This is a genomic window from Streptoalloteichus hindustanus (assembly GCF_900129375.1).
Taxonomy (GTDB): domain Bacteria; phylum Actinomycetota; class Actinomycetes; order Mycobacteriales; family Pseudonocardiaceae; genus Streptoalloteichus; species Streptoalloteichus hindustanus.
Genome location: NZ_FQVN01000013.1, coordinates 54,997 through 75,037, shown reverse-complemented (window position 1 = coordinate 75,037; position 20,041 = coordinate 54,997). Strand labels below are relative to the sequence as shown.

The window sequence follows — 20,041 nt, the reverse complement described above, 5'->3', positions numbered from 1 at the left end:
ATCCGCACCCAGCACACCAGCCACGTTTCCCCGTAGGAGGCCGAGCGGCGGGATGCGGAACGCCGAGCAGCTGGCGTCCCCGCGACGCGGCGGCCGCCCTGTTCGGGTGGCAGTACGTGCAGCGCCACGGCTACACCCTGTCCGATCCCGAACTCGACCACGTCAACCGCCGGCGGGACGCCGTGGACCGCGGCCACGCAGACGCCCCCCGTGGACAACCACCACCAGGAAAGGACGTTCGCCATGACGGCCGCCCTCGCGCGCACCCGCACACCCGGCCGCGCCACACCCACCACCAGCACCGTGTGTGCCGTCGTGCTCCGGGTGGCCGGGCGACCACCCACCGGCACCCACCTCCACGCCCCCGGCACCCCGGAGCAGGAGGTCACCGTCCGCATCGGCGACCTCCTGCTGTATGTCCGGGACGCCGTCACCGCGCGGCGCCTGCGCCACGGATGGGCCGCCACCGGTCCCCTCGCCCTACGGCTGCCCCACCGGGCCATCCCGGAGCGGATGCCCACGGTCACCGGCTGGCCGGTCACCGTCGCCCTCCGCCTGACCCACCAGGTCGAGGTCACCCCCGCCTGGATCCCCCACACCAGCGGCCAGGCCCTCGACGTGCTGCGCGTCCGCATGGACCGCCTCACGTGGGAAGTCCTCGACCAGCGGTCCTGGCAGACCATCCTGGACGTTCTCCGCGACGCCGAAGACCGTGTGGCGGGCATCCGGCGTTCCTCGTCGCACCCCCACCAGTAGGGTCGGCGTCAGGACAGCGCAACCGGTGCCGGGCAAGGAAGTGTGGCGGTGACTCGGGGTCTGCTGCTTCTCGACGTGGACGGGCCGCTCAACCCGTACGCGGCCACACCCCACCGGCGCCCACCGGGCTACCACACGTTCCGGCGCACACCGTCCGGCGCCTGGTACAGCGGCCGCGACGTCCGACGCCACCGAGGGCTGCGAGTGTGGCTCAACCCCGCCCACGGCGCCATGCTCCGTGACTGCGCCGCGGCCAGCGGGCTCGACCTGGCCTGGGCGACGACGTGGCTGCACGAGGCCAACACCCGGATCGGCCCCGTCCTGGGGCTGCCGGAACTGCCGGTGATCGAGTTCCCGCGCACCGACCTGGACCCGGTGCGGGGCTGGCTGCCGGGCGGGTCATGGAAGTGGCGCGCGGTGGCCGACTACGCCGACGGGCGTCCGCTGGCATGGCTGGACGACGAACACGACCAGCCGGAGTTCCCCACCGCGCGCCGCGCGTTCCTCCAGCGGCGAACCGACATCCCGACGGCGCTGTGCCACGTCGACCCCGCCCGCGGCCTCCACACCCAGCACCTGGCCACGATCCAGGACTGGGCCGACAACCTGAGCTGACCCGAAGGCGCCACGGGCAGCTGCGCCGAGGCAGGGTGCCGGCATCCCGTCGTGGTCCCCCGTGCCCCGCTGGTGGACGCCCACTCCCCTCGCGCACCGACCAGCGCCGCGGGAGGCGTCCGGGTCACCCTGGCCGCGGAACGCGGCGACGCCGACCGATGCGCCACCAGTTCCACCGCCGGTTCGCCTGGAGGCGGCTCCGCTGGTCCGCGGCACCCCCACGACCCATTCCCCTACCACCACAGGAGAAGTGATGTGGCACGCGTTGAGTGAGGCCATCGCCCTGTTCGCCATCTCCCTGCTCGGCTGGCTCGTCCTGGGCATCCCCACCCTGCTGGGCGCGCTCATCGAGCGGCTCAGGCCCAAGGACTAACCCGTCATTCCTCTGTGGACACCGGTCGGTGTGGGCAGCGACACCGGCTGCCCACACCGGTGTCCGATGGCGTTGTTTCCCCCCGCGTCCGCAGCCGTGAACGCGCTCGCGGTCGCCCCACACCTCAGCTCTCTCGTCGTCGAGGCGTTCCGCTCCGGAAAGGACTCACCCCATGCTCGCCACCAGCGCGCCCGTCGCGCCCCCTGCGCTGGACCCCTCCCGACTCTCCCCCTGGCGGCTCCTCGGAACCCCGGTGGACCAGTGCGCCACCGCCCACCAAGCCCTCCGACACGCCGGCCTGGCCGGATGGAACATCCGCAAGCTTCCCCTGTCCGGCAGCGAGATCACCGACCACGGGGTGGACGTCATCGACGCCCCGGACCAGGTGATGCTCGTGCGCACCGATCCCCGCACCGGCCGCACCCACTATCTGTCCACAGTGGGCAGCGGTTACAGGATCTGGCAGAACGAGGACCAGGCCGACGTGCTGGACGCCCTGTGCGGGCAGGCCAAGGCGACCGGCTTCACCGACGCCGGCTCCCTCAACGGCGGCCGGACGACGTTCGTCACGATGCGGCTGCCCGACGGCGTCCGCGTGGTGGGCGACGACCACATCGACCTGTACCTGGTCGCGTTCAACACCCACGACGGCAGCGGCGCCTTCCGGGTCTGTCTCGTGCCGTTCCGTGTCTCGTGCGCCAACCAGCTCCGCGTGGCGATCGCGCACGCGGTCTCCCAGGTCGCCCTCCGCCACACCCGACGCGCCCACCTCGACATCGCCGAGATCCGCCACAAGCTCGGCCTGATGGACGACTACGCCGGCGCCCTCGACCACCACGTCCACCATCTGGTGGCCGCGCGCATGACCACACCCCAGTTCGAGCAGTTGGTCAACGAGCTCTGGCCCGTCACCGAGCCCCTGTCCGCCCGCGCCCGCGCCAACCACGACCGCCGCACCGACCACCTCCTGCGGCTGTGGTCCCACGCCCCCACCCAGGAGAGTGTCCGCGGCTCCCGCTTCGCGGCGTGGATGGCCGTCACCGAGTACCTCGACCACCACGCCCCCGCCACGGCCCCTCAGATCCGGGCGCGTCGCGTGCTCACCAGCGCACCCGTCACCCACCTCAAGCAGCACGCGTTCGACCTGCTCACCACCTGAGCCCCGCACACCTGCGACCCCGCGACGCCCTCGGCCCCCCACAAGGCCTTGCGGGTGCTCCCCCATCCCGCGGTCCGGCAGCGGCACCCACCCCCACCGACAACACGTCGATCGTCAGGAGACCTCCCATGCCTGGAGACACCGTCATCACGGTCATCGGGAACATCACCGCCGACCCCGAACTGCGGTTCACCCCGTCCGGGGCGGCGGTCGCCCACTTCACCATCGCCTCCACCCCCCGCGCCTTCGACCGGCACTCGGGTGAGTGGCGCGACGGCGAGACCCTGTTCCTCCGGTGCAGCCTCTGGCAGCAACCCGCCGAGAACGCCGCCGAGAGCCTCACCCGGGGCACGCGCGTCCTCGCCCAGGGACGCCTGGCCCAACGCTCCTACGAGACCAAGGATGGAGCGAAGCGGACCGTGGTGGAGCTGGTGGTGGACGAGATCGGCCCCTCCCTGCGCCACGCCACCGCCAAGGTCACCAAGACGACCCGCAGCACCAGCGACACAACAACCATGTCGACCACGTCCACCTCCGACCCCTGGACGTCGGCCCCACCCACGCCCTCAGCGGCCGGACTACCGGACGAACCCCCGTTCTGATCACCAACAGGTGCCACCACCGAACCGACGAGCCAGGCAGACCCAGATGACATCCCGGCCGGCGCGCTGGCCCCGCTGGGATCTCATCTGGAGTCGACAGCGCACCGGTGATCGAGCGGGCCCGACCAGCCCCCCAGGATGAGGGGCACCGGCTCTCATCCTCCGCCCCACGTTCACCGCACCCTGCCCACCACCTCCGCCAGGTCCACTGTGGTCACCGGGACCCAGGAGGACCTCCGCGGACACCCACCAGCGAACACGCCGTAACACCTCACGTTCACCGTTCCCACAGCACAGACCACGGTGGAGACACAGTCTGCAAACAGTGCTGTAGGTCGTGTTGAAGGTGTCCTGTCCGATCGAACCTGTCCGTGTCCGGATCTAGGTGTCGGTGGTGCTGCCAGTGCTCAGAACTGGCTCTGTCTGAAGTTTTGTGGTGCGTTGTCGTCGAACGCCTCGAACAGCAACCGCGCTGATCGCGAGCACGAAATCGAGTGGCCGGATGACACCTGACACAACCAGATATTGAACGTTACAGCGTCCCATACGTGCCCCGGTCACACCGTCATGCACTTCGCCTACTGCGACGCCGACAACCACATCTGGCCAGTCGCTCGGCTCCACGCACTCGCGTTCGCCGAATCGCGTTGCCGGGCCAGATCCTCACCCACGTCGCCACGCCGCAGGATCGCCGCCACCCTGCTGCCGCTCCACACCCGGCCGGCCAGCCACATCCATCGTCCTCCCCCACTCGCAACGGCGTCGTCGCCGACGACGGACAGACGTCACCCAGCTCGGAAGCCCGCCTCCTCCCCTCCCGCACCCCTAAGGCATCACGCCTGTCCGGCGGAGCCTTCCCGTTCGGCGAGGAACCGGTCGAGCAACTCGAAGAGCACCCGGAGAACATGTGCTTCCTGCTCGGGCGTGAGGTCGGCCCCGCCCTGCCATCCTGGGAGGGCGATCTGCAGAATCTGGGCTTCCCAGACAAGGTTGCCACTGACCTCGTGGTGGGCCATCAGCCACTCGCGCCAACCATCCAGGCCAGACCCGCCATGTCGGCGGGCAGCCTGGTCGTAGCCGACCATGAAAGCCGTCGTCGCGTTGAGCGTCGTCTTGCTGATGAACATGCCCGTGTGCGTGGCGAACTGGGCGAAGAACTCGCGGTCACTCATCTCGATCAAATTCGTCACGTCCCGAATTCTGCCGTCTCGGTTGTCGACCGCGGGGCCCGGCCAGAGCCCGTCGCGGGTCCGGTGGGCTCGCCCTTCGAGGAAGAGGCTCGCGGCGGCGCGGGTGACCTGACGAAACCGGAAGGAGGTGCTTGGCCGCCGGAGTCGCCCCCACGCTCAGGATCACCCCCGGCGCGGCCGCCCGGAGTCGGATCGGCCCGGTGGGCACGGGCGTGTCCTGTGCGCCGCCCGAACCCGCCCCGGCGGCAAGAGCCGTCCTCACGTCGGCCTCCTCTTCGGCCAGCGGGCCTGCGCGTCGCCGTGGCCCCCACGCGCCGGCAGAGCGGTCCCCGGGTTGGTGGTGCGTTCGTGTTCGGCCTCAGGCGACACCGGCGCGCGCGGCGAACTCGCGCAGACCGGGCAGCGCTGGCCCAGACGACCGCAGCTGCCTGGTGAGGCGGTGAGCCCAGGGGCGAAGCCGAACCTCCTGCGGGGCGGCGCGTTCCGCAGCCAGCAGAGCGGAGAACGCCTCCCGCCTCTTGCCCCAGGCCTCGTAGGCCAGCGCGACGTCCTCCCAGTAGCGCACCAGCCGTTCGGTGACCGTGATGGAGACGGGCCGGATGGCGCGGGCGGCGTCGATGGCGGCACCGCAGTCACCGAGCCGGCGATGCACGCTGATCTGGTACACGCCCAGGTAGTGGGCGTCGACCACGGAGGGGGTCAGCGGCTCGGGCCGACCGTGCCGGGTGGTGCGGGCGGCGGCCGCCGCCTCGGAGTGCAGGTCCAGGGCGGTGTCACGACGACCAGCGATGGCCGCGGTGTAGGCGCCGGTCTCCAGCAACATGGCGTAGGCCGCGGTGTGGCCGGGACCGGTCAGGCCCGCGTCACGGTGCAGCCTCTCGGCGGTGTCCACCACCAGGTGCTGGGCCTGATCGGTCTGGTCGAACCTGCGGAGCACCACCGCGCCCATCTGCGCGGCCTCGGCCTCGACCGCCAGGTTCCCGGAGGTCCGCGCGGCGGACAGGGCCTGGTCCGACAGGCCGGCGGCCAACCCGTCCTCGCCCAACCGCAACGCCAGCCAGGTGGCGTGCCGGTAGGCGGTGGCCATCAGCGCGTCGACCTGACAACGCTGATCGGCCTGCACGGCGGCGCGGGCGGCGTGGGCGTACCGGATCACGCGGGGCAGCCCGGAGGCCAGATGGGAGTACCGGCAGGCCAGGTAGTCGGTCTGGGCCTGGTCAACCAGGCGCCGCAACCCGGCCACCGTCACGGGCTCGTGGGCCTGGGCCTCGGCGCGGGGCGGACCCAGCAGGGCGGCCCCGGCGACGCCGAGCACGCCGGCCATCAGGTTCCGCCGCAGCACGGCATCACCGCCCTTCCCGGCGTCGGTGGGGCCTACGGTAGCGTCCCGCCGCCGAGGCCCTTGGGCTTCACGAATCCGTACTGGTGACCCAAATCAGCCAACTCGAACACGCTCTCGGCGGGCGGCTACTGCAACGAGCTCACCGCAGATGCCCCATGAAGCCACCACCCCTCGGCCAGGAAGTCATCGATGCGGCCCAGCAGTGTGGGCGAGAAGAAACGCCCTCTCACTGAGACACCCGGGCAAGACCTGCCAACGAGGGCACCGAGCGACACCTCAGGCCACACAAAATCAAGACGTCACCGGATGTGAAACCCTGCACGGGAACTTACGCCCTCCGCGTTCCCCTCGAAGGTCGAAGCCGACAACGAACTCGCTCGCCAGGACACCTTCCTGGAGCAGGACGAGGACGACACGTCCGGAGCCCGCACCTCTCCTCGCCTCGCTGACCAGTTCGACCGCATCCGGGGCGAGGTCGATGACTTTCCTGGCGGGTCGTCGACCAGGCCCGGCTCCGCGCGATGTTGGCCACGCGGCGGGCCGGAGAAACCGGTACGCCGGACACACTGCGTGAACATGTCCGGCACGTGGAACGTGAACTGGCGCAACGCACACGGGAGGAGCGAGACGAGATCGTCGCGCTCCGCCGCTCTGTCGACGTCCTCGCCCAGCACGGGCACGCGCTCACTGTGGAGAACGAGGCACTGCGCACAGCGCTGTCAGAGCATGCCCAGCTCCGGATCCTGCCCACGCCACTCGCGGGCCGTTGACCGTGCGGGAAGACAGGAGCGCGGTCACGCCCCGACATCGGGGATGTCGGGGCCTGTCCCACGTCGTCGTGCCGTCAGTGCGGGAACGTGTCCACACGTCCGCCCGAGTTGGCACCGGTGGGGTCACGGCAGCCGCACCGACCAGTCGGAGCGGCTCAGCCACAGATCGTGGGTGCCGTCGCGGTTCACGCGCAGCCCGTAGTGGTCGATCGTCGGGTTCCCCTCCTGCTCCCACCGGGCGAGGATGGGCGCGATCTCGTTCCACAGGCGCCGCGGCCCGGCCTCGGTGAGGATGGCCTCGCCCTCTCCGCCGGGCTGGAGATCCAGCCGCAGCCACGAGCCTGTGACAGCCTCGTACCAGTGGTAGGCGCGCGGCGCGCCGTCGTCGTGCACCAGGACGAGCTGGCTGTGCGGGGCGACCAACGCGGCGAACCCCGAGATGACGGTGTAGGTGAGGTTCTGGGGCAGGGACACGACCCGCCCGGTGCCGGTCAGGTCACGGGTGGCGGCGAGGGCGTGGGCCGCCGACATCGGGTTCGGTTCCTCGGCGCGGCGCAGCCGCACGAACCCGGCGGGGCCGAGGAACCGGCCAGAGACCGCCGGTTCGTCCCCGTTGCGGCGCAGCAGGACGATGCCCCTGGCGACGTTGACCAGGATCGCCCCGCCGGGGGCGAGCTGGTCGATCCAGGCCGTGGGCACGCGGCCAACGCCGCAGGTGGCGAGGACGCGGTCGAACGGCGCCCGCTCGGGGCAGCCCGCCGCGCCGTCACCAGCCCGCGCAGCTGGCCGGTAGCCGGCGTCAGCCAGGGCCTGGCGGGCAGCGTCGACGAGATCGGCGTCGACGTCGAGGGTGGTGACGTTCTGGTCTCCGAGGCGGTGGCAGAGCAGGGCCGCGTTGTATCCCGTGCCCGTGCCCACTTCCAGGACGCGGTGGCCGTCGTGGACGTCCAGGGCCTCCAGCATGTCGGCCATCAGCGACGGTTCGGTGGAGGAGCTGGTTGGTTCGGGGCCGGTGAAGCGGGTGACGAGGGTGTCGTTGCTGTAGGCGGCCCGCAGGGCCTGCTCCCGCGTGGCCGGATCGGGGTCCCGGGTGTCATGGTCGGCCCGGTCACCACGAGGACCGACCAGGGTGAAGCGGGGGACGAACAGGTGGCGGGGCGTGGCCAGAAACGCCGCCCGCCAGGGCGCGGAACGCAGGAACCCCCCGGTGGTGAGCTGGTCGACCAGGTGGGCGCGCAGTTCGGCGGTGGGGTCGCTGGTCGTGGTGGTCATGTGGTGGTTTCTCCCGTGTCGCTGAGTTGGTCGGCGAGGGCGTCGGCGATGCCGTCGCGGTGCGGGTGGTCTGGTCGTGCCATCAGCTCGGCGCACAGTGCGCAGCAGAAACGGCGCTCCCCCACGGGGCATCGGCCGCTGTCGGTCTCCACAGGACAGCCCGCGGGCCCCTCGCTACGCGTCAGGTGCGCGGATCGCCTGGGACGGCACCACGACACCATCACGGATCTCCGGTTGGTGCCAGGTTCCGTGCCCGAGGCCGGGCAACCAGCCATGGCGCGTGCGGTGTTTCAGCTCCTCCGCGCCGATCACGAGGCGCAGGGTGACGGGCATGGTGAACTCCTCGATCCGATCGAGCGTGAGCGGGATGGGCTGCCCGGAACGCGCCTCACTCGGCGGGTGTCGGGGTGGCCGCGGTGGTGGCGGTAGCCAGGGCAGAGGACAGCGGAGGCGGTCCGGGGAGGTAGCGGCGAGTCGCAGGTTGGGGACTTCGGCGACGAACGGGTCGGGAGCGACCTGGAGATCCGTCCACTGTGGAGTGTGTCCACTGTGGACTGTCCGATGGGGTCTCTGGTCGGTCGCGTTTCGCGGGTTTCCTCCGCGCGCTGGGCATCCGCGCGAGAAGCTCCACGTCCACGGCATCGCCGCGGGAACGCAGCACGCTCTGGATCCGGCTCAGACAGCGGTCTGCGCAGATAACGATGTCCCTGCTGACCGAGCCCACCGTCCTACGTCACCCGCTGCTGGAGCGCCTCGACGGCCGGAGACATGCCGAGCAGGTGATCGCGCACTCCGCCGCCCACACCCCGACGGCGATTGGTGGCGCCGCGTCACGCCTGGGCGCCGCGAGACCCCACCGGTCTGGCGTGTCGCGGCCGCCGTCCTCACCTGGCCCACCCGCCCCGAACAAGAGGGGGCCGCGCCATGGCCACCACCGCCCGGCTCCGCCCCGCCGGGCCCGAGCCCGAGCCCGCACTGGCCGAGGTCCTGCACGACACACTCACGCCCGGCCGGACCGAGATCACCCGCTGGCGCGAGCACCCCACCCCATCCCGCCTCGCACCCAGCGTCTACGGGGAGTCGAGCCGGTCACCGACGCCGACCTGGCGGTGCACAGCCTCCTCACCACCCGCCTGCGCTCCCCTACCGCCGCCGGATGAGGCCGAGATCGGTGGCGGTGGCGACGGCGGCGGTACGCGAGTCGACGTCGAGCTTGGTGTAGATGCGGGCCAGATGGGACTTGACGGTGCCTTCGGTCAGGTGGAGGCGCCGGCCGATGGCCTGGTTGGACAGGCCGTCGGCGACCAGGGCGAGGACCTCGGTCTCGCGTCGGGTCAGGGCGGTGCCCGGCGTGCGCAACCGGTTCATCAGCCGGTCCGCGACCGTGGGCGCCAGCGTGGTGCCTCCGGCGGCCGCGGTGCGCACGGCGGCGGCCAGGTCCTCGGGCGGGGCGTCCTTGAGGAGGTAACCGGTGGCGCCGGCTTCGATGGCGGGCAGGGTGTCGGCGTCGGAGTCGTAGGTGGTGACGATCAGGACTCGGGGGGCTCCGGGCCGGGCGGTGATCTGGGCGGTGGCCTCGACGCCGCCCATGCCGGTGCCGAACCGCAGGTCCATCAGCACCACGTCGATGTCGCCCTCGGCGGCGCGGGTGACGGCGTCCTCGGCGGTGGCGGCCTCGGCGGTGACGACCAGGCCGGGTTCGGTGTCCAGGAGGGCGCGCAGCCCGGCCCGCACGACGGGGTGGTCGTCGGCCAGCAGCAGGCGGATGGGGTTGTCGCCGGTCATGGGCGGGTCTCGGGCTGGGTCGGGGCTGGCGGGGTCAGGGGCACCTGGGCGGCCAGGGCGGTGCCGTGGCCGGGGGCGGATTCGATGGTGAGCGCGCCGCCGAGGGCCTCGGCGCGGGCGCGCATGGCGGCCAGCCCGAACCCGCCGGTCTCCGGGTCGGAGGCGGGCAGGCGGGCGGGGTCGAAGCCGCGTCCGTCGTCGACGACGTCGAGGGCGACGTGGTCGCCGAGGTAGCTGAGGGTGAGGTCGGCGGTGCTGGCCTGGGCGTGGCCGACGGTGTTCGCGAGCGCGGACTGGGCGATGCGCAGCAGCGCCACCTCGTGCGCGGTGGTGAGCGGGACGGGGTCGCCGGTGAGGTGGAAGCGCGTGGTGAGCCGGTGCCGGGCGGACGTGGTGGCGCACAGGCGTTCCAGGGCGCCGGCCAGGGTGGTGCCCTCCAGCGTGGGCGGGGTGAGGGCGGCGACGAAGCGGCGGGCCTCGGCGAGGTTGTCGACGGCGGCCTGCCGCGCCTGGTCGATGTGGCGGGCCGCGTGCTGCGGCGCCTGGGGCAGGGCGCGTTCGGCGGCGCGCAGCAGGAGTTGGATGCTGGACAGGCCCTGGGCGAGGGTGTCGTGGATCTCGCGGGCCAGGCGGTCGCGTTCGGCGAGCACGCCGGCGGTGTGCTGGGCGGCGGCCAGGTCGGCGCGGGTGGCGGTGAGTTCCTCGATCAGTCCGCGGCGGTGTTCGCTCTCCCGGTACAGGGCCTGGTACCCCCACACCACCGCGACCGCCACGGCGGCGCCGAGCGCGGGGCCGATGGCCATGGCGGGGCCGAAGGAGTGCTGGTGGGCGGCGAAGCCCGCGATGGCCGCGGCGGCGGTGGCGGCCACCGCCGCCAGTCCGACCCGGCGGGACAGCAGGTGCAGCTGCAGGAAGTACAGCGGGAAGGCCACCCACACCGCGTCGGGCGACAGGGCGAGCAGCGCCAGCCAGCAGCCGCCCACGGCGGCCAGCCACAGTGCGGCGGCCCGCCGCGAGCGGCGTAGACGCGGCAGCAGCGGCCCGACCGCGTACAGCAGGCCGCACACCGCCGACGCGGCGACGATCAGTCCGGCGTGGGGCCGGCTGTCGGTCAGGGCCCGGACGGCGGCCAGGGCGAGCAGGCCGACGACCAGCAGGTGCAGGCACCAGGCCAGGGCACGGGTGGTCGGGGTCAGGGCGGCGGCGGTGTTCACAGTGCCTCCCAGGGTACGGAGGCCGGCGCCCCGGGGGCCTCTGTCGAAAGTGAGAACCCGCGTGCTGTCGTTCGGCCCGCCCGATGCCGTCCCGCGCCACAGGCGCGCACGGCGGGCCGGCTGCGACGGTGGAGCCGTACCGCTTCCACCGTCGGAGAGGCAGGCCGAGGTCGTGTTCGTCGCCTGGAGAGACCTGAGGTTCGCCAAGGGGCGTTTCGCCCTGATGGGGACCGTCATCGTGCTGATCACCCTGCTGGTCGGGCTGCTGTCCGGGCTGACGGCCGGACTCGGCCAGCAGAACATCTCAGCGATCACGGGACTGCCCGCCAACAAGATCGCCTTCCAGGCGCCCAGCGGCGGACAGGACCTGTCGTACTCCAACTCCACCGTCACCGAAGCGCAGTGGCGGCAGTGGTCCCAGGCGCCCGGTGTCGACAGCGCCGAGCCGCTGGGCATCACCACGACCAAGGCCACCGCGGGAGACAGGAGCGCCGCGGTCTCGGCCTTCGGCGTCGAGCCCGGCTCCCGCCTCGCCCCCCACAGCGACAAGATCACCAGCGGTGCGGTGGTGCTGTCCACCGCGGCCGCCGACGACCTCGGCGTGCGAGCCGGCGGCTCCCTCACCCTGGCCGGCCAGCCGGTGACGGTGGCCGCCGTCGAGGGCGAGGCCCACTTCAGCCACACCCCGGTGATCTGGACCAGCCTGGACACCTGGCGGAGGGCCGCGCCGCCCACCGGCGGCGGGCAGGGCCCGACCGCGACCGTCATCGCCCTGACCACCACCTCCCAGGCCGACACGGCGGCGATCGACCAGCAGGCCGGCACCACGACGGTCTCCGTCGACGACTCGCTGGCCGCGATCGGCTCCTACACCTCCGAGAACGGCTCCCTGCAGCTGATGCGCGGCTTCCTGTTCGCCATCTCCGCCCTCGTCGTCGGCGCCTTCTTCACCGTCTGGACCATCCAGCGCAGCGGCGACGTCGCCGTCCTGAAGGCCCTGGGCGCCTCCACCGCGGGCCTGCTCAAGGACGCCCTCGGCCAGGCCGTCGTCCTGCTCGCCGGCGGCACCCTGACCGGCACCGGCATCGCCGCCGCCCTCGGCGCGCTCGTGTCCGGCTCCGCCGTGCCCTTCCTCCTGACTCCCGCCACCGTCCTGGTCCCCGCCGCCGTGATCGTCCTTCTCGGCGTGCTCGGCGCCGCCCTGTCCATCCGCCGCATCACCGCCGTCGACCCGCTGACCGCCCTGGGGAACCTCCGATGAGCCTGAGCCTGACCGACATCACCCTCACCTACCCCGACGGCGACACCCGCCTCACCGCCCTCGACCAGGTCAGCCTGGAGGTTCCCCGGGGCACCCTGACCGCCGTGGTCGGCCCCTCCGGCTCCGGCAAGTCCAGCCTCCTCGCGGTCGCCGCCACCCTGATCACCCCCGACAGCGGCAGCGTCACCATCGACGGCCAGACCACCACCGGCCTCAGCCGCGGCGAACTCGCCGAACTCCGCCGCCACAGGATCGGCATCGTCTTCCAGCAGCCCAACCTGCTGCCCTCCCTCACCGCCGCCGAACAACTCCAGGTCATGGCCCACATCGACGGCCGTCAACCCCGCGCCGCCCAGACCCGCGCGAGGGAACTCCTCGACGCCGTCGGCCTCGCCGACCAGGCCGGCCGCCGCCCCCACCAGCTCTCCGGCGGCCAGCGCCAGCGCGTCAACATCGCCCGCGCCCTGATGAACGACCCCACGCTCCTGGTGGTCGACGAACCCACCAGCGCGCTCGACCACGAACGGGGCGCCGCCGTCATCGACCTGATCACCCGCCTGACCCACGAGCGGGCCACCGCCACCGTCCTGGTCACCCACGACCGAACCCACCTCACCGCCGTCGACCGGATCACCGAGGTCCACGACGGGCGACTTCGCCCTCCGACCACCACCCGCTAGGTGCCCCCACACCGAAGCCCTGGAACTTCGCAGCCGCCGTCCTCTACTCGACGGCGTACGCGGCGACCCGGTGCGACACGACCAAGGCGTGCCAGTCGCCGACGCGGGTGTCCCTCGTCGTGCTCAGGTGCGGGGGAAGGTGTCGAGCACGACCGCGATCCGGATCTCGGCCGGTAGAGGCTGCGCGGGTAGCGGCAGAACTCCGGCGAACCTGGTCCGGTTCTTCGTCGGCTTGATGTGGCCGTGGAGTCTGTCTCGGGCCAGGTCACAGGCGGCGACGAGATGGTGGAACCCGTGCGGGCGGGTGCGGGTCGCCCGCCCGCACCGGGCAGGGTTGCCGGTTCGGGGGCTTGGTGCCTCCCGCCGCGCTCGGTCCGCTCCCGGCCGGGGTGGGGCCGGAGGTTGGGCGGCCCGAACTCGTCCAGACACAAGACGACGCGGGCCCCCGTGGCTGAGGTCGTCGACCACCCCTCGGCGACCAGGAAGTCGGCCAGCGTGGCCGGGCTCCGGGTCGACAACGGCAGGCCGTGCTCGGCCGTCGTGGGCTTGGGCTTGGCGTTCTTCTTGATGTCGCGGTGTTCGGGAAGGGCGAAGGTCGTGGTTCGACCGGCCCCTGTGCTTCGGGTGGAGCGAGTCGAAGCCGTCGACGTTGACGGTGCGGATCACGCCCCGGACCCGGTCCGCGCTGGTGAACGTCACCTCGGCGATCTCCGCCCCGGACATGCCCCGGGGCCGACAGCAGCACCACCTACGCCCGGCGCCAGGTCACCACCGACCCGGTGCCCCCGCCGATGATGCGCAGCAGCCGTCTGTCCTCGTCGTCATCGCTCTCACGCCAGCCGCACTCGCTCCGCGATCAACACAGCGCGCCGGTCGCGCGCCGCTGCAGTGGGAACCGGACGACGCGTCGCCTCAGCACAGCACAAGGGCGTTGACGCGGCGCTAGCCGGGATTCACAACCTCGTCATCCGCGTGCGCGCCGAACTCGGCGACGCGCACCTCCGCGATGCGCTCGTACCGGCGGATCCGATCGGTCCACTCCGTGTCGACACCGAACGCCACCTGCGCGAAGCCCACCCGGCCGACAGCCTCGGCCAAGCCCGGATCGCCAGGGGCCAACAACCGCACCGGCGCGTCAAGCGCCACGGTGTGCGGCGGCACGAAGTACTCGTCCGGCAGAACGGTGCGCGCATGGACGAGCGCGCCGACAGCGACAACCGAGCCAGCCCCCAACCGTGCGCGTTGCAGGACCGTCGCCGTGGTCGCCACATAGACACACCTGCCGACCTCACAGCCCAGCAGCGTGGCATGCGGCCCCACGAAAACGTGGTCGTCGACGAGCACCGGCTGATCACCGGCGACCGCGGACCCGCGCAGCACCGCGTTCTCGCAGATCACCGACGCCTCCCCGACCTCGATCCGCGACCCCTCGGCGTCGAGCACCGCTCCGTACATCACCCGCGCCCTCGGCCCCACGCGGACATCACCGACCAACGTGGCCGTCGGGGCGACGTAGGCGGTGGGATGGACCCGCGGTTCACGCCCGCGATGCCGGATGCGGATTCCCTGCGCTTCAACGATCACGAACGGATGCTCACCCGACCGACCACGAGCATGCTGGCGGATTTCCGACGTCGCACTCGCCCAGACCCGCCCAACCCGCGATCCGAGGCACTACGAGGGCGAGCGTTCACCGCCTGCAATCACGGGAAGGGCCCACGCGAGCGGCCTGGTCACCTGCCGCACCAGGCCGCGCGCACCCCAGGCTTCCCCGAAGGAAATCCTTCGCGTCGGGATGCCATGGTTCCTCTCCCTTCTCGCCGTGACCAAGGGGTGGTTCACGGACCTCTGACGAGAAGGCGCTGGCGAGCGCGCTGTCGCCGCATCTGTCGACTGCCGGGCGGCTTGAGGCCAGCGACGCGCACACCTGCGGGTCGTGCGGGGACGGCGACGTCAGGAACCCGGCGGCACGATCAACCGGGCTTTCACGAGCCGGATATCGCGAACCCACGACGAACAGACCTCGTCGAGCACGCCGAGCAGCGGCTCGACCCGTCGACGTCGCTGCGGCTGGGCGGACGCGGCGCCGGAACCGTCCGCCGCTCGCGGGCGGGACGCATGTCCGGGACGTGGGCGGTCCGAATCGTGTCTCCAGCCGCGATGGCCGCGCGGGTAGCGAACGCACCACACAGGACGAACCGGGAACACCCGCTTCCAGCCCGACATCCGCTGGGGAACACCGGCAGGCCCGGTGCCCGCGCCCTTCACGTGAGAGGAGCAGCTCATGGATCTGGAACCACCAGAACCGCTTCGCACCGCCCTCACCGAGGCCGACCACGCCTCACAGACCGCCGCGGCCCGGATCCGTCACCTGCGGCTGCTCAACGTCGCTCGCCTCGTGCGCATCCGGCATCCCACGGCGACGGCGGTCGTGGTCGACGTCGCGCACAACCCGGCTCGGGGAGTGCGCCTCGTCGGAACCGTCGACTCCGCAGGCACCGTCCTGTGGCCGACCCCCACGCCCGGTTCCCCGCCCCGGAACACCGCTGCCCCGACTCCGCCGTGGTCGCACGGATCGAGCACGACCTGACCGCCGCACTCCACAACACCACCACCCCGCCTTGCGACACACCCCAGCGAGCCGGAACCGCGCAGCCGGAACCGCTCCGGATCCCGCTGCCGACCTCCGCCGAAGTCCGCGTCGCACTGGCCCCGCAGACCGGCAGCGCCCACACCCGTCGACGCGCCCGCCACTACCACCGAACCGCCAGGTTCCACTCCGCGCGACGCGCCGACGAACACCCCGCGATCAGGCTCGCCGGGGCCCTGGTGTCCGTCCACATCGACCCCGACCGCCCCCGCCCCACCCTGTGTGTCTCCGTCGATCTGGACGAGGTCGTCGACGAGCTGCGGAGCCTGCGGGACGAGACGGTCGCGCTGCGCATCCAGGTGCGGGGCGAGTCCGTCTACGTCGATCCCGTCGAGTAGCCGCACACCACACCCCAGCCCCAGACCGAGCCCGGTCCCCCAAGCCGAGAGGAGCCTGGCATGGCCGAGGACGCCGCGACCCTCACCGCACTGCCGTCCCTGTCCGCCTGGATCTCGCCCCCACCACCCCCACCGATCACCGACGTGCGCCCGCCCCAGGGCTACGTGCCCATCCCGCACGGGTGGCTGTACGCGTGGGAGCGCTGCCCGGAGTGCCGGGGCCGTGGCGAGCTGGTGTTCGACCACCCCGACGACGGGCCCCACCCCGAACCCTGCGACTGCCTCTGGGATCCGCTCCCCGAGCCCACCCGGCCAGTCTCCCTCGCGATGCCCCACCGTGTGTCCACACCGGACGGCTCGGTGGCAGTCGCCCTGGTGGCCGCCGAACCCCACACCCCCACGCCACCACAGCAGGGCGGGCTGCGGATCCTGCTCCGGCACGACCTGTACCCCCGCGGCGAGGAAGCGGAGACGGAGGTGTTCGGCCCCCAGACCCGCTACGTGGTCCTGGAACGCGCCACCCACGACCTGCCCTGGCAGCAGGTCACGCCACAGCTCACCGAGACCGAGCTTCAGGATGGGGGCCAGCGGCTCACCGCACGTCCCCTTCCCGTGCACCCCGCGCTCACGGAATGGCTCGACACCCTGCTTTCCCGCCCCTGAAGACCGGACGGCCAGAGCGACTTCTCCTTGCTCCGGCCACTGTGGACTCACGCGCCGCGCGGCGTGGGCCAGGAACCCGGCCACCGCGCCGGCCGGGCGAGTGCCGGCCGCGCCGCTTCGTGGAGATCCGGCCTGAGACGGCCACCGATCCGGCCATCCGCGTGGTGGTGACAGCGAAGTCCTGCCCCTGATCAGAGGTTTCAGCCCCCCCAGCCCGGGCCCGGACACAGCACGACCTGCTCGTGCCCGAAGGGAGCCGATCCGGGAGACGGCACAGCACACGCGGGACCCCGACGCCACGCCGCGACCACCGATCCCGGACCCCCGCTCCCGGTTCCCCTCCCTCACCGCGAACAGCGCGTCACCCCCACCATCCAGCCCACCGGCCCATCGGCCTGCCCGCCCACGCCCGAAAGGAAAACAATGACCAGGCACTACCTCACGCCCACAACCCCCCAGATCGCCGATTACGTCGTGGTCGGCTACGACCGCCCCCTCAACACCTTCTTCGCCCAGGTCATGAAGGAGAGCACCGACGACGAACCACAGTGCCTGCTGTGGAAGGGATGCGACGACAACGACATCCTCAACCCGCGCGAGGTCATCGATCTCGTCCGCGACTACGCCCACATCCCCGACGCACTGGTGGACGCACTCACCCTCGACATGCTCAGGGCACAGTACGGGTCAACGGAGGAGAACAACGCCGTCACCCACTGGTCCCGCACCGGACGCATCAACCCATCGCCACCCGGTAACGCGTGAACACACCGTCACCGTACTCCCGCGCACCCCCTCGAAGCAGGGCGACCAACGACAGCAACCGCCGGGTGAGGTGCCCGATCACCACATGCTCGGGCACCTCACCCCAACAACAGAAGACACGACGACGAACACCGCACCCCGCCGGCGTCCTCAGAGGTATTCGCGATCCCCCGCAGCAGCCCCCGACGAACGGCGCACCCTGCACATCGCCCACTCCCACCCACTGGTGTGCCGGCCGACAACCCCGGCACACACCGTCGCGGACGAGATCGCGCCGACCGCAGCCTGTGGACGGCGCTGTCCCACGCCGTGCGCCGCCGCCGACAACCCTCCTCCGCCCCTCTGTGCTTCCCCGACGCGGCGCAGGCTGGCTTCTCCCACGAGCTGTCCCCTTGCCGTCGGTCAGCCGGTGCGAAACTGACCCCAGGACGACTCGGCGTCGACGCCGCCGGAGCCACCCACCACGCCGATCCACAGAAGCCACGGGAACCGGCTACACCCGGGCCACCCAGCCAAACCAGCTGTGAAGCGCCTCGGCGCGACCATCCGCTTCTGCACCAAGGCTGGTCGCCTGGCCACGGCGAAGGACCGGCGTCTCGTCGCCCGACCGCGACCGGGTGCTGGCCCTGGACCGGCTGCGGCGGGTCCGGGCCGTGGCGGACTCGGCTGAGCACGCGGTGACCACCGCCGACACCACAATGCCGCCAGAGGCCACGGCCGGCGTGCTCAAGCACCGGCACCGCCACCCATGCCCCAGCACGACCCGACATCGCCCAACGACTGGACGACTACCGCGTCCACGACCGCTACCAGGTCGACGCAAACGCCACCTGTCCGGCGTGCTCGCTGAACTCCGGCTGCGGCAAGGGCTACCACCCGGCCGCCGTGGTCGCCGCCGGCGGCCGGATCGTCGACGCAGACCACGCCGAAGGGCACCGGCTGCTGCCGCTGATGCCCGAACGACCGGCCTGGTGCTGCGACCACGCCCCCGGCGAACTCGACGTGATGATCGTCAGCAAGCTGCCCACCACACCGGACCCGCTCGGCGCGGCACGCGACTACCTGCCCGCCCGCGCGGCCGGGATCGTGGTCGACACCACCGACGGGCCGCTGCGCGTCGTCGGCGCCTACGTGCCCTCCCGCGACGCCACCGCCGAGAAAACCGAACGCAAGAAGACCTGGATCCAGCGCTTCGGCCACGCCCTGGACATCACCGCCGGCGAGGCGCCGCTGCTGCTCGGCGATCTCACTGTGCTCGACCCACCCACCAACCCGCGCACCGGGGCCAGTTCGCGCCGTTCGAGTACGCCTTCTACACCGATCTCACCGTCCACCACGGCTTGGTCGACCTGTTCCGGCACCTGCACCCCGACCGCGTCGAACACAGTTGGTCCCGCCGCACGGACCTCCGCTACCGCTACGACCACACCCACGGCTCAGCCACCCTGACCGAGGCGCTCACTGGCTGCGAGTACGTCCACGAGACCAGGGAACTCACCCCGGCCGGCTCCCGGCTCACCGACCATTCCGGACTCGCCGTGCGGCTGGCGCTGACCGCGACCACGCCGCTGCTAACGTCGGACCCCGCCACGGCGGCCACGCACGCCGAGCCGGAGCCGACGCTGTTCTGACCCACGCGATCTCCGCCGCTCGTCGTCGGCTGCCGGGCCACCTGCCCGTCAGCCGACCGCGAGGGGACCCGCCGCAGGATGACCGTCCCGACCAGCACCGGGCCCCGCATCGGCGCCCGCGTCCTGCTGCTGGACCCCGCCGACCGCGTGCTGCTCATCCACGCCCTCGACCCCGCCGACCCCGACCACCACTGGTGGGAACTGCCCGGCGGCGGCCTGGACGAGGGCGAAGACCTTCACGACGCCGCGCGGCGCGAGGTCGCCGAGGAGACCGGGATCCTGCTTCCCGTACTGGGCCGCGAACTGTGGGTGCGTGAATCCCGGTTCCGCTACCAGGGCCGGGACCACCACCGCGTCGAGCACGTGTTCCTCGGCCGCACCCCCAGCACCGCGCCGCAGGTCGCGCTCAAGCCCACCGAGAACGAGAAGGCCGGGCTGATCGAACGCCGCTGGTGGACGGCGGAGGACCTGCGGCAGTGCCGCGACAAACTCCTGCCCGCCGAACTGCCGGCCCTGCTCGACGACCTGCTCGCCGGCCGGTTCAGCCCTGCGCCCCTCACCCTCACCGGCTGACCGCCAGACGTCGCGGGTGCTCTGCCCCGGCCAGGCGAAGAGGTTGCCGAACGTGCTGGTCGACGTGCACGAGCCGGGCCCGGGGGGCCTCGTAGCCGGAGTTCACCACCGGGGCCAAGCCGATGTCGCACGCCTCCGAGACCAGCAGCGCCACGACCGAGGTGGACAGGACGACGCGTACCGCCGGGACGCCCGGAACATGCTGGTGGCCCACCCCGTGGGGGTGGGCCACCAGACGTCGTCGGTGACCTGACCGCCACAGCAGTCACCCTGCCCCGGAGACCGGAGCACGAGTCGCCAGACAACCACCGACGCCGGCGCCGGCCTGGTGGCGGCGCCGAACCCGCGGCCCCTCGCCGTGCACCACCCGCTGCCCGACGGTAGGCGCTCGCCTCGCGGCCG

General features: G+C 72.1%; 20 protein-coding genes and 1 pseudogene. 13 read left to right on the top strand and 8 right to left on the bottom strand.

Going from position 1 to position 20,041, the window contains the following annotated elements; genetic code table 11:
• Positions 1-243: 243 nt before the first annotated feature.
• From BUE43_RS28195 to BUE43_RS28180, 4 genes are all read left to right on the top strand, one after another.
• Positions 244-756 (top strand): hypothetical protein, encoded by a 513-nt coding sequence (locus BUE43_RS28195; protein WP_143174443.1) that lies wholly within the window; start codon positions 244-246, stop codon positions 754-756.
• Between the two features lie 48 nt (positions 757-804).
• Positions 805-1,371: an HAD domain-containing protein gene (locus tag BUE43_RS28190; protein ID WP_073489262.1), complete on the top strand. Its 567-nt coding sequence runs from the start codon at positions 805-807 to the stop codon at positions 1,369-1,371.
• Between the two features lie 545 nt (positions 1,372-1,916).
• Positions 1,917-2,903: a DUF932 domain-containing protein gene (locus BUE43_RS28185; protein WP_073489116.1), complete on the top strand. Its 987-nt coding sequence runs from the start codon at positions 1,917-1,919 to the stop codon at positions 2,901-2,903.
• A gap of 128 nt (positions 2,904-3,031) precedes the next feature.
• On the top strand, positions 3,032-3,505 hold the full coding sequence (locus BUE43_RS28180; protein ID WP_073489114.1) for a single-stranded DNA-binding protein: 474 nt from the start codon (positions 3,032-3,034) through the stop codon (positions 3,503-3,505).
• A gap of 833 nt (positions 3,506-4,338) precedes the next feature.
• Here the strand turns inward: BUE43_RS28180 and BUE43_RS28175 are convergent.
• Both BUE43_RS28175 and BUE43_RS28170 read right to left on the bottom strand, forming a co-directional pair.
• The gene (locus BUE43_RS28175; protein WP_143174442.1) at positions 4,339-4,695 is read right to left on the bottom strand and encodes a hypothetical protein; all 357 of its coding nucleotides are present in this window, start codon (positions 4,693-4,695) and stop codon (positions 4,339-4,341) included.
• A gap of 358 nt (positions 4,696-5,053) precedes the next feature.
• Positions 5,054-6,037: a hypothetical protein gene (locus tag BUE43_RS28170; RefSeq protein ID WP_073489111.1), complete on the bottom strand. Its 984-nt coding sequence runs from the start codon at positions 6,035-6,037 to the stop codon at positions 5,054-5,056.
• 59 nt (positions 6,038-6,096) lie between these two features.
• Here BUE43_RS28170 and BUE43_RS36055 point away from each other — a divergent pair.
• Positions 6,097-6,270: pseudogene (locus tag BUE43_RS36055) on the top strand (hypothetical protein); the annotation flags it as partial.
• A 354-nt stretch (positions 6,271-6,624) separates the two neighbouring features.
• The gene (locus tag BUE43_RS28160; RefSeq protein ID WP_073489109.1) at positions 6,625-6,807 is read left to right on the top strand and encodes a hypothetical protein; all 183 of its coding nucleotides are present in this window, start codon (positions 6,625-6,627) and stop codon (positions 6,805-6,807) included.
• 123 nt (positions 6,808-6,930) lie between these two features.
• Here BUE43_RS28160 and BUE43_RS28155 read toward each other — a convergent pair whose 3' ends face one another.
• From BUE43_RS28155 to BUE43_RS28145, 4 genes are all read right to left on the bottom strand, one after another.
• On the bottom strand, positions 6,931-8,079 hold the full coding sequence (locus BUE43_RS28155; protein ID WP_073489106.1) for a methyltransferase domain-containing protein: 1,149 nt from the start codon (positions 8,077-8,079) through the stop codon (positions 6,931-6,933).
• A 174-nt stretch (positions 8,080-8,253) separates the two neighbouring features.
• On the bottom strand, positions 8,254-8,412 hold the full coding sequence (locus tag BUE43_RS34435) for a hypothetical protein (RefSeq protein WP_159447804.1): 159 nt from the start codon (positions 8,410-8,412) through the stop codon (positions 8,254-8,256).
• 810 nt (positions 8,413-9,222) lie between these two features.
• On the bottom strand, positions 9,223-9,864 hold the full coding sequence (locus BUE43_RS28150; protein WP_073489104.1) for a response regulator: 642 nt from the start codon (positions 9,862-9,864) through the stop codon (positions 9,223-9,225).
• The gene (locus tag BUE43_RS28145; protein WP_073489102.1) at positions 9,861-11,078 is read right to left on the bottom strand and encodes a sensor histidine kinase; all 1,218 of its coding nucleotides are present in this window, start codon (positions 11,076-11,078) and stop codon (positions 9,861-9,863) included. The genes BUE43_RS28150 and BUE43_RS28145 overlap by 4 nt, the downstream gene beginning before the upstream one ends.
• A gap of 172 nt (positions 11,079-11,250) precedes the next feature.
• Between BUE43_RS28145 and BUE43_RS28140 the strand changes: the two genes are divergently transcribed.
• The gene (locus BUE43_RS28140) at positions 11,251-12,339 is read left to right on the top strand and encodes an ABC transporter permease (RefSeq protein WP_073489100.1); all 1,089 of its coding nucleotides are present in this window, start codon (positions 11,251-11,253) and stop codon (positions 12,337-12,339) included.
• Positions 12,336-13,019: an ABC transporter ATP-binding protein gene (locus BUE43_RS28135; protein WP_073489098.1), complete on the top strand. Its 684-nt coding sequence runs from the start codon at positions 12,336-12,338 to the stop codon at positions 13,017-13,019. The genes BUE43_RS28140 and BUE43_RS28135 overlap by 4 nt, the downstream gene beginning before the upstream one ends.
• A gap of 942 nt (positions 13,020-13,961) precedes the next feature.
• Here the strand turns inward: BUE43_RS28135 and BUE43_RS28130 are convergent.
• Positions 13,962-14,462, bottom strand: a complete 501-nt coding sequence (locus tag BUE43_RS28130; RefSeq protein WP_234995970.1) for an acyltransferase — start codon at positions 14,460-14,462, stop codon at positions 13,962-13,964.
• A gap of 1,062 nt (positions 14,463-15,524) precedes the next feature.
• Between BUE43_RS28130 and BUE43_RS28120 the strand changes: the two genes are divergently transcribed.
• From BUE43_RS28120 to BUE43_RS28100, 5 genes are all read left to right on the top strand, one after another.
• Complete coding sequence (locus BUE43_RS28120) at positions 15,525-16,007, top strand: hypothetical protein (RefSeq protein ID WP_143174441.1); 483 nt, start codon at positions 15,525-15,527, stop codon at positions 16,005-16,007.
• A gap of 60 nt (positions 16,008-16,067) precedes the next feature.
• Positions 16,068-16,670: a hypothetical protein gene (locus BUE43_RS28115; protein WP_073489090.1), complete on the top strand. Its 603-nt coding sequence runs from the start codon at positions 16,068-16,070 to the stop codon at positions 16,668-16,670.
• A gap of 423 nt (positions 16,671-17,093) precedes the next feature.
• On the top strand, positions 17,094-17,435 hold the full coding sequence (locus BUE43_RS28110) for a hypothetical protein (protein ID WP_073489088.1): 342 nt from the start codon (positions 17,094-17,096) through the stop codon (positions 17,433-17,435).
• A gap of 885 nt (positions 17,436-18,320) precedes the next feature.
• The gene (locus BUE43_RS33030) at positions 18,321-18,884 is read left to right on the top strand and encodes a hypothetical protein (RefSeq protein ID WP_234995969.1); all 564 of its coding nucleotides are present in this window, start codon (positions 18,321-18,323) and stop codon (positions 18,882-18,884) included.
• Between the two features lie 260 nt (positions 18,885-19,144).
• Positions 19,145-19,639, top strand: a complete 495-nt coding sequence (locus tag BUE43_RS28100) for an NUDIX hydrolase (protein ID WP_073489086.1) — start codon at positions 19,145-19,147, stop codon at positions 19,637-19,639.
• On the opposite strand, the gene BUE43_RS28095 is transcribed toward BUE43_RS28100, so the two are convergent.
• Positions 19,629-19,871: a hypothetical protein gene (locus BUE43_RS28095; RefSeq protein WP_073489084.1), complete on the bottom strand. Its 243-nt coding sequence runs from the start codon at positions 19,869-19,871 to the stop codon at positions 19,629-19,631. The genes BUE43_RS28100 and BUE43_RS28095 overlap by 11 nt on opposite strands.
• Between the last annotated feature and the right edge of the window lie 170 nt (positions 19,872-20,041).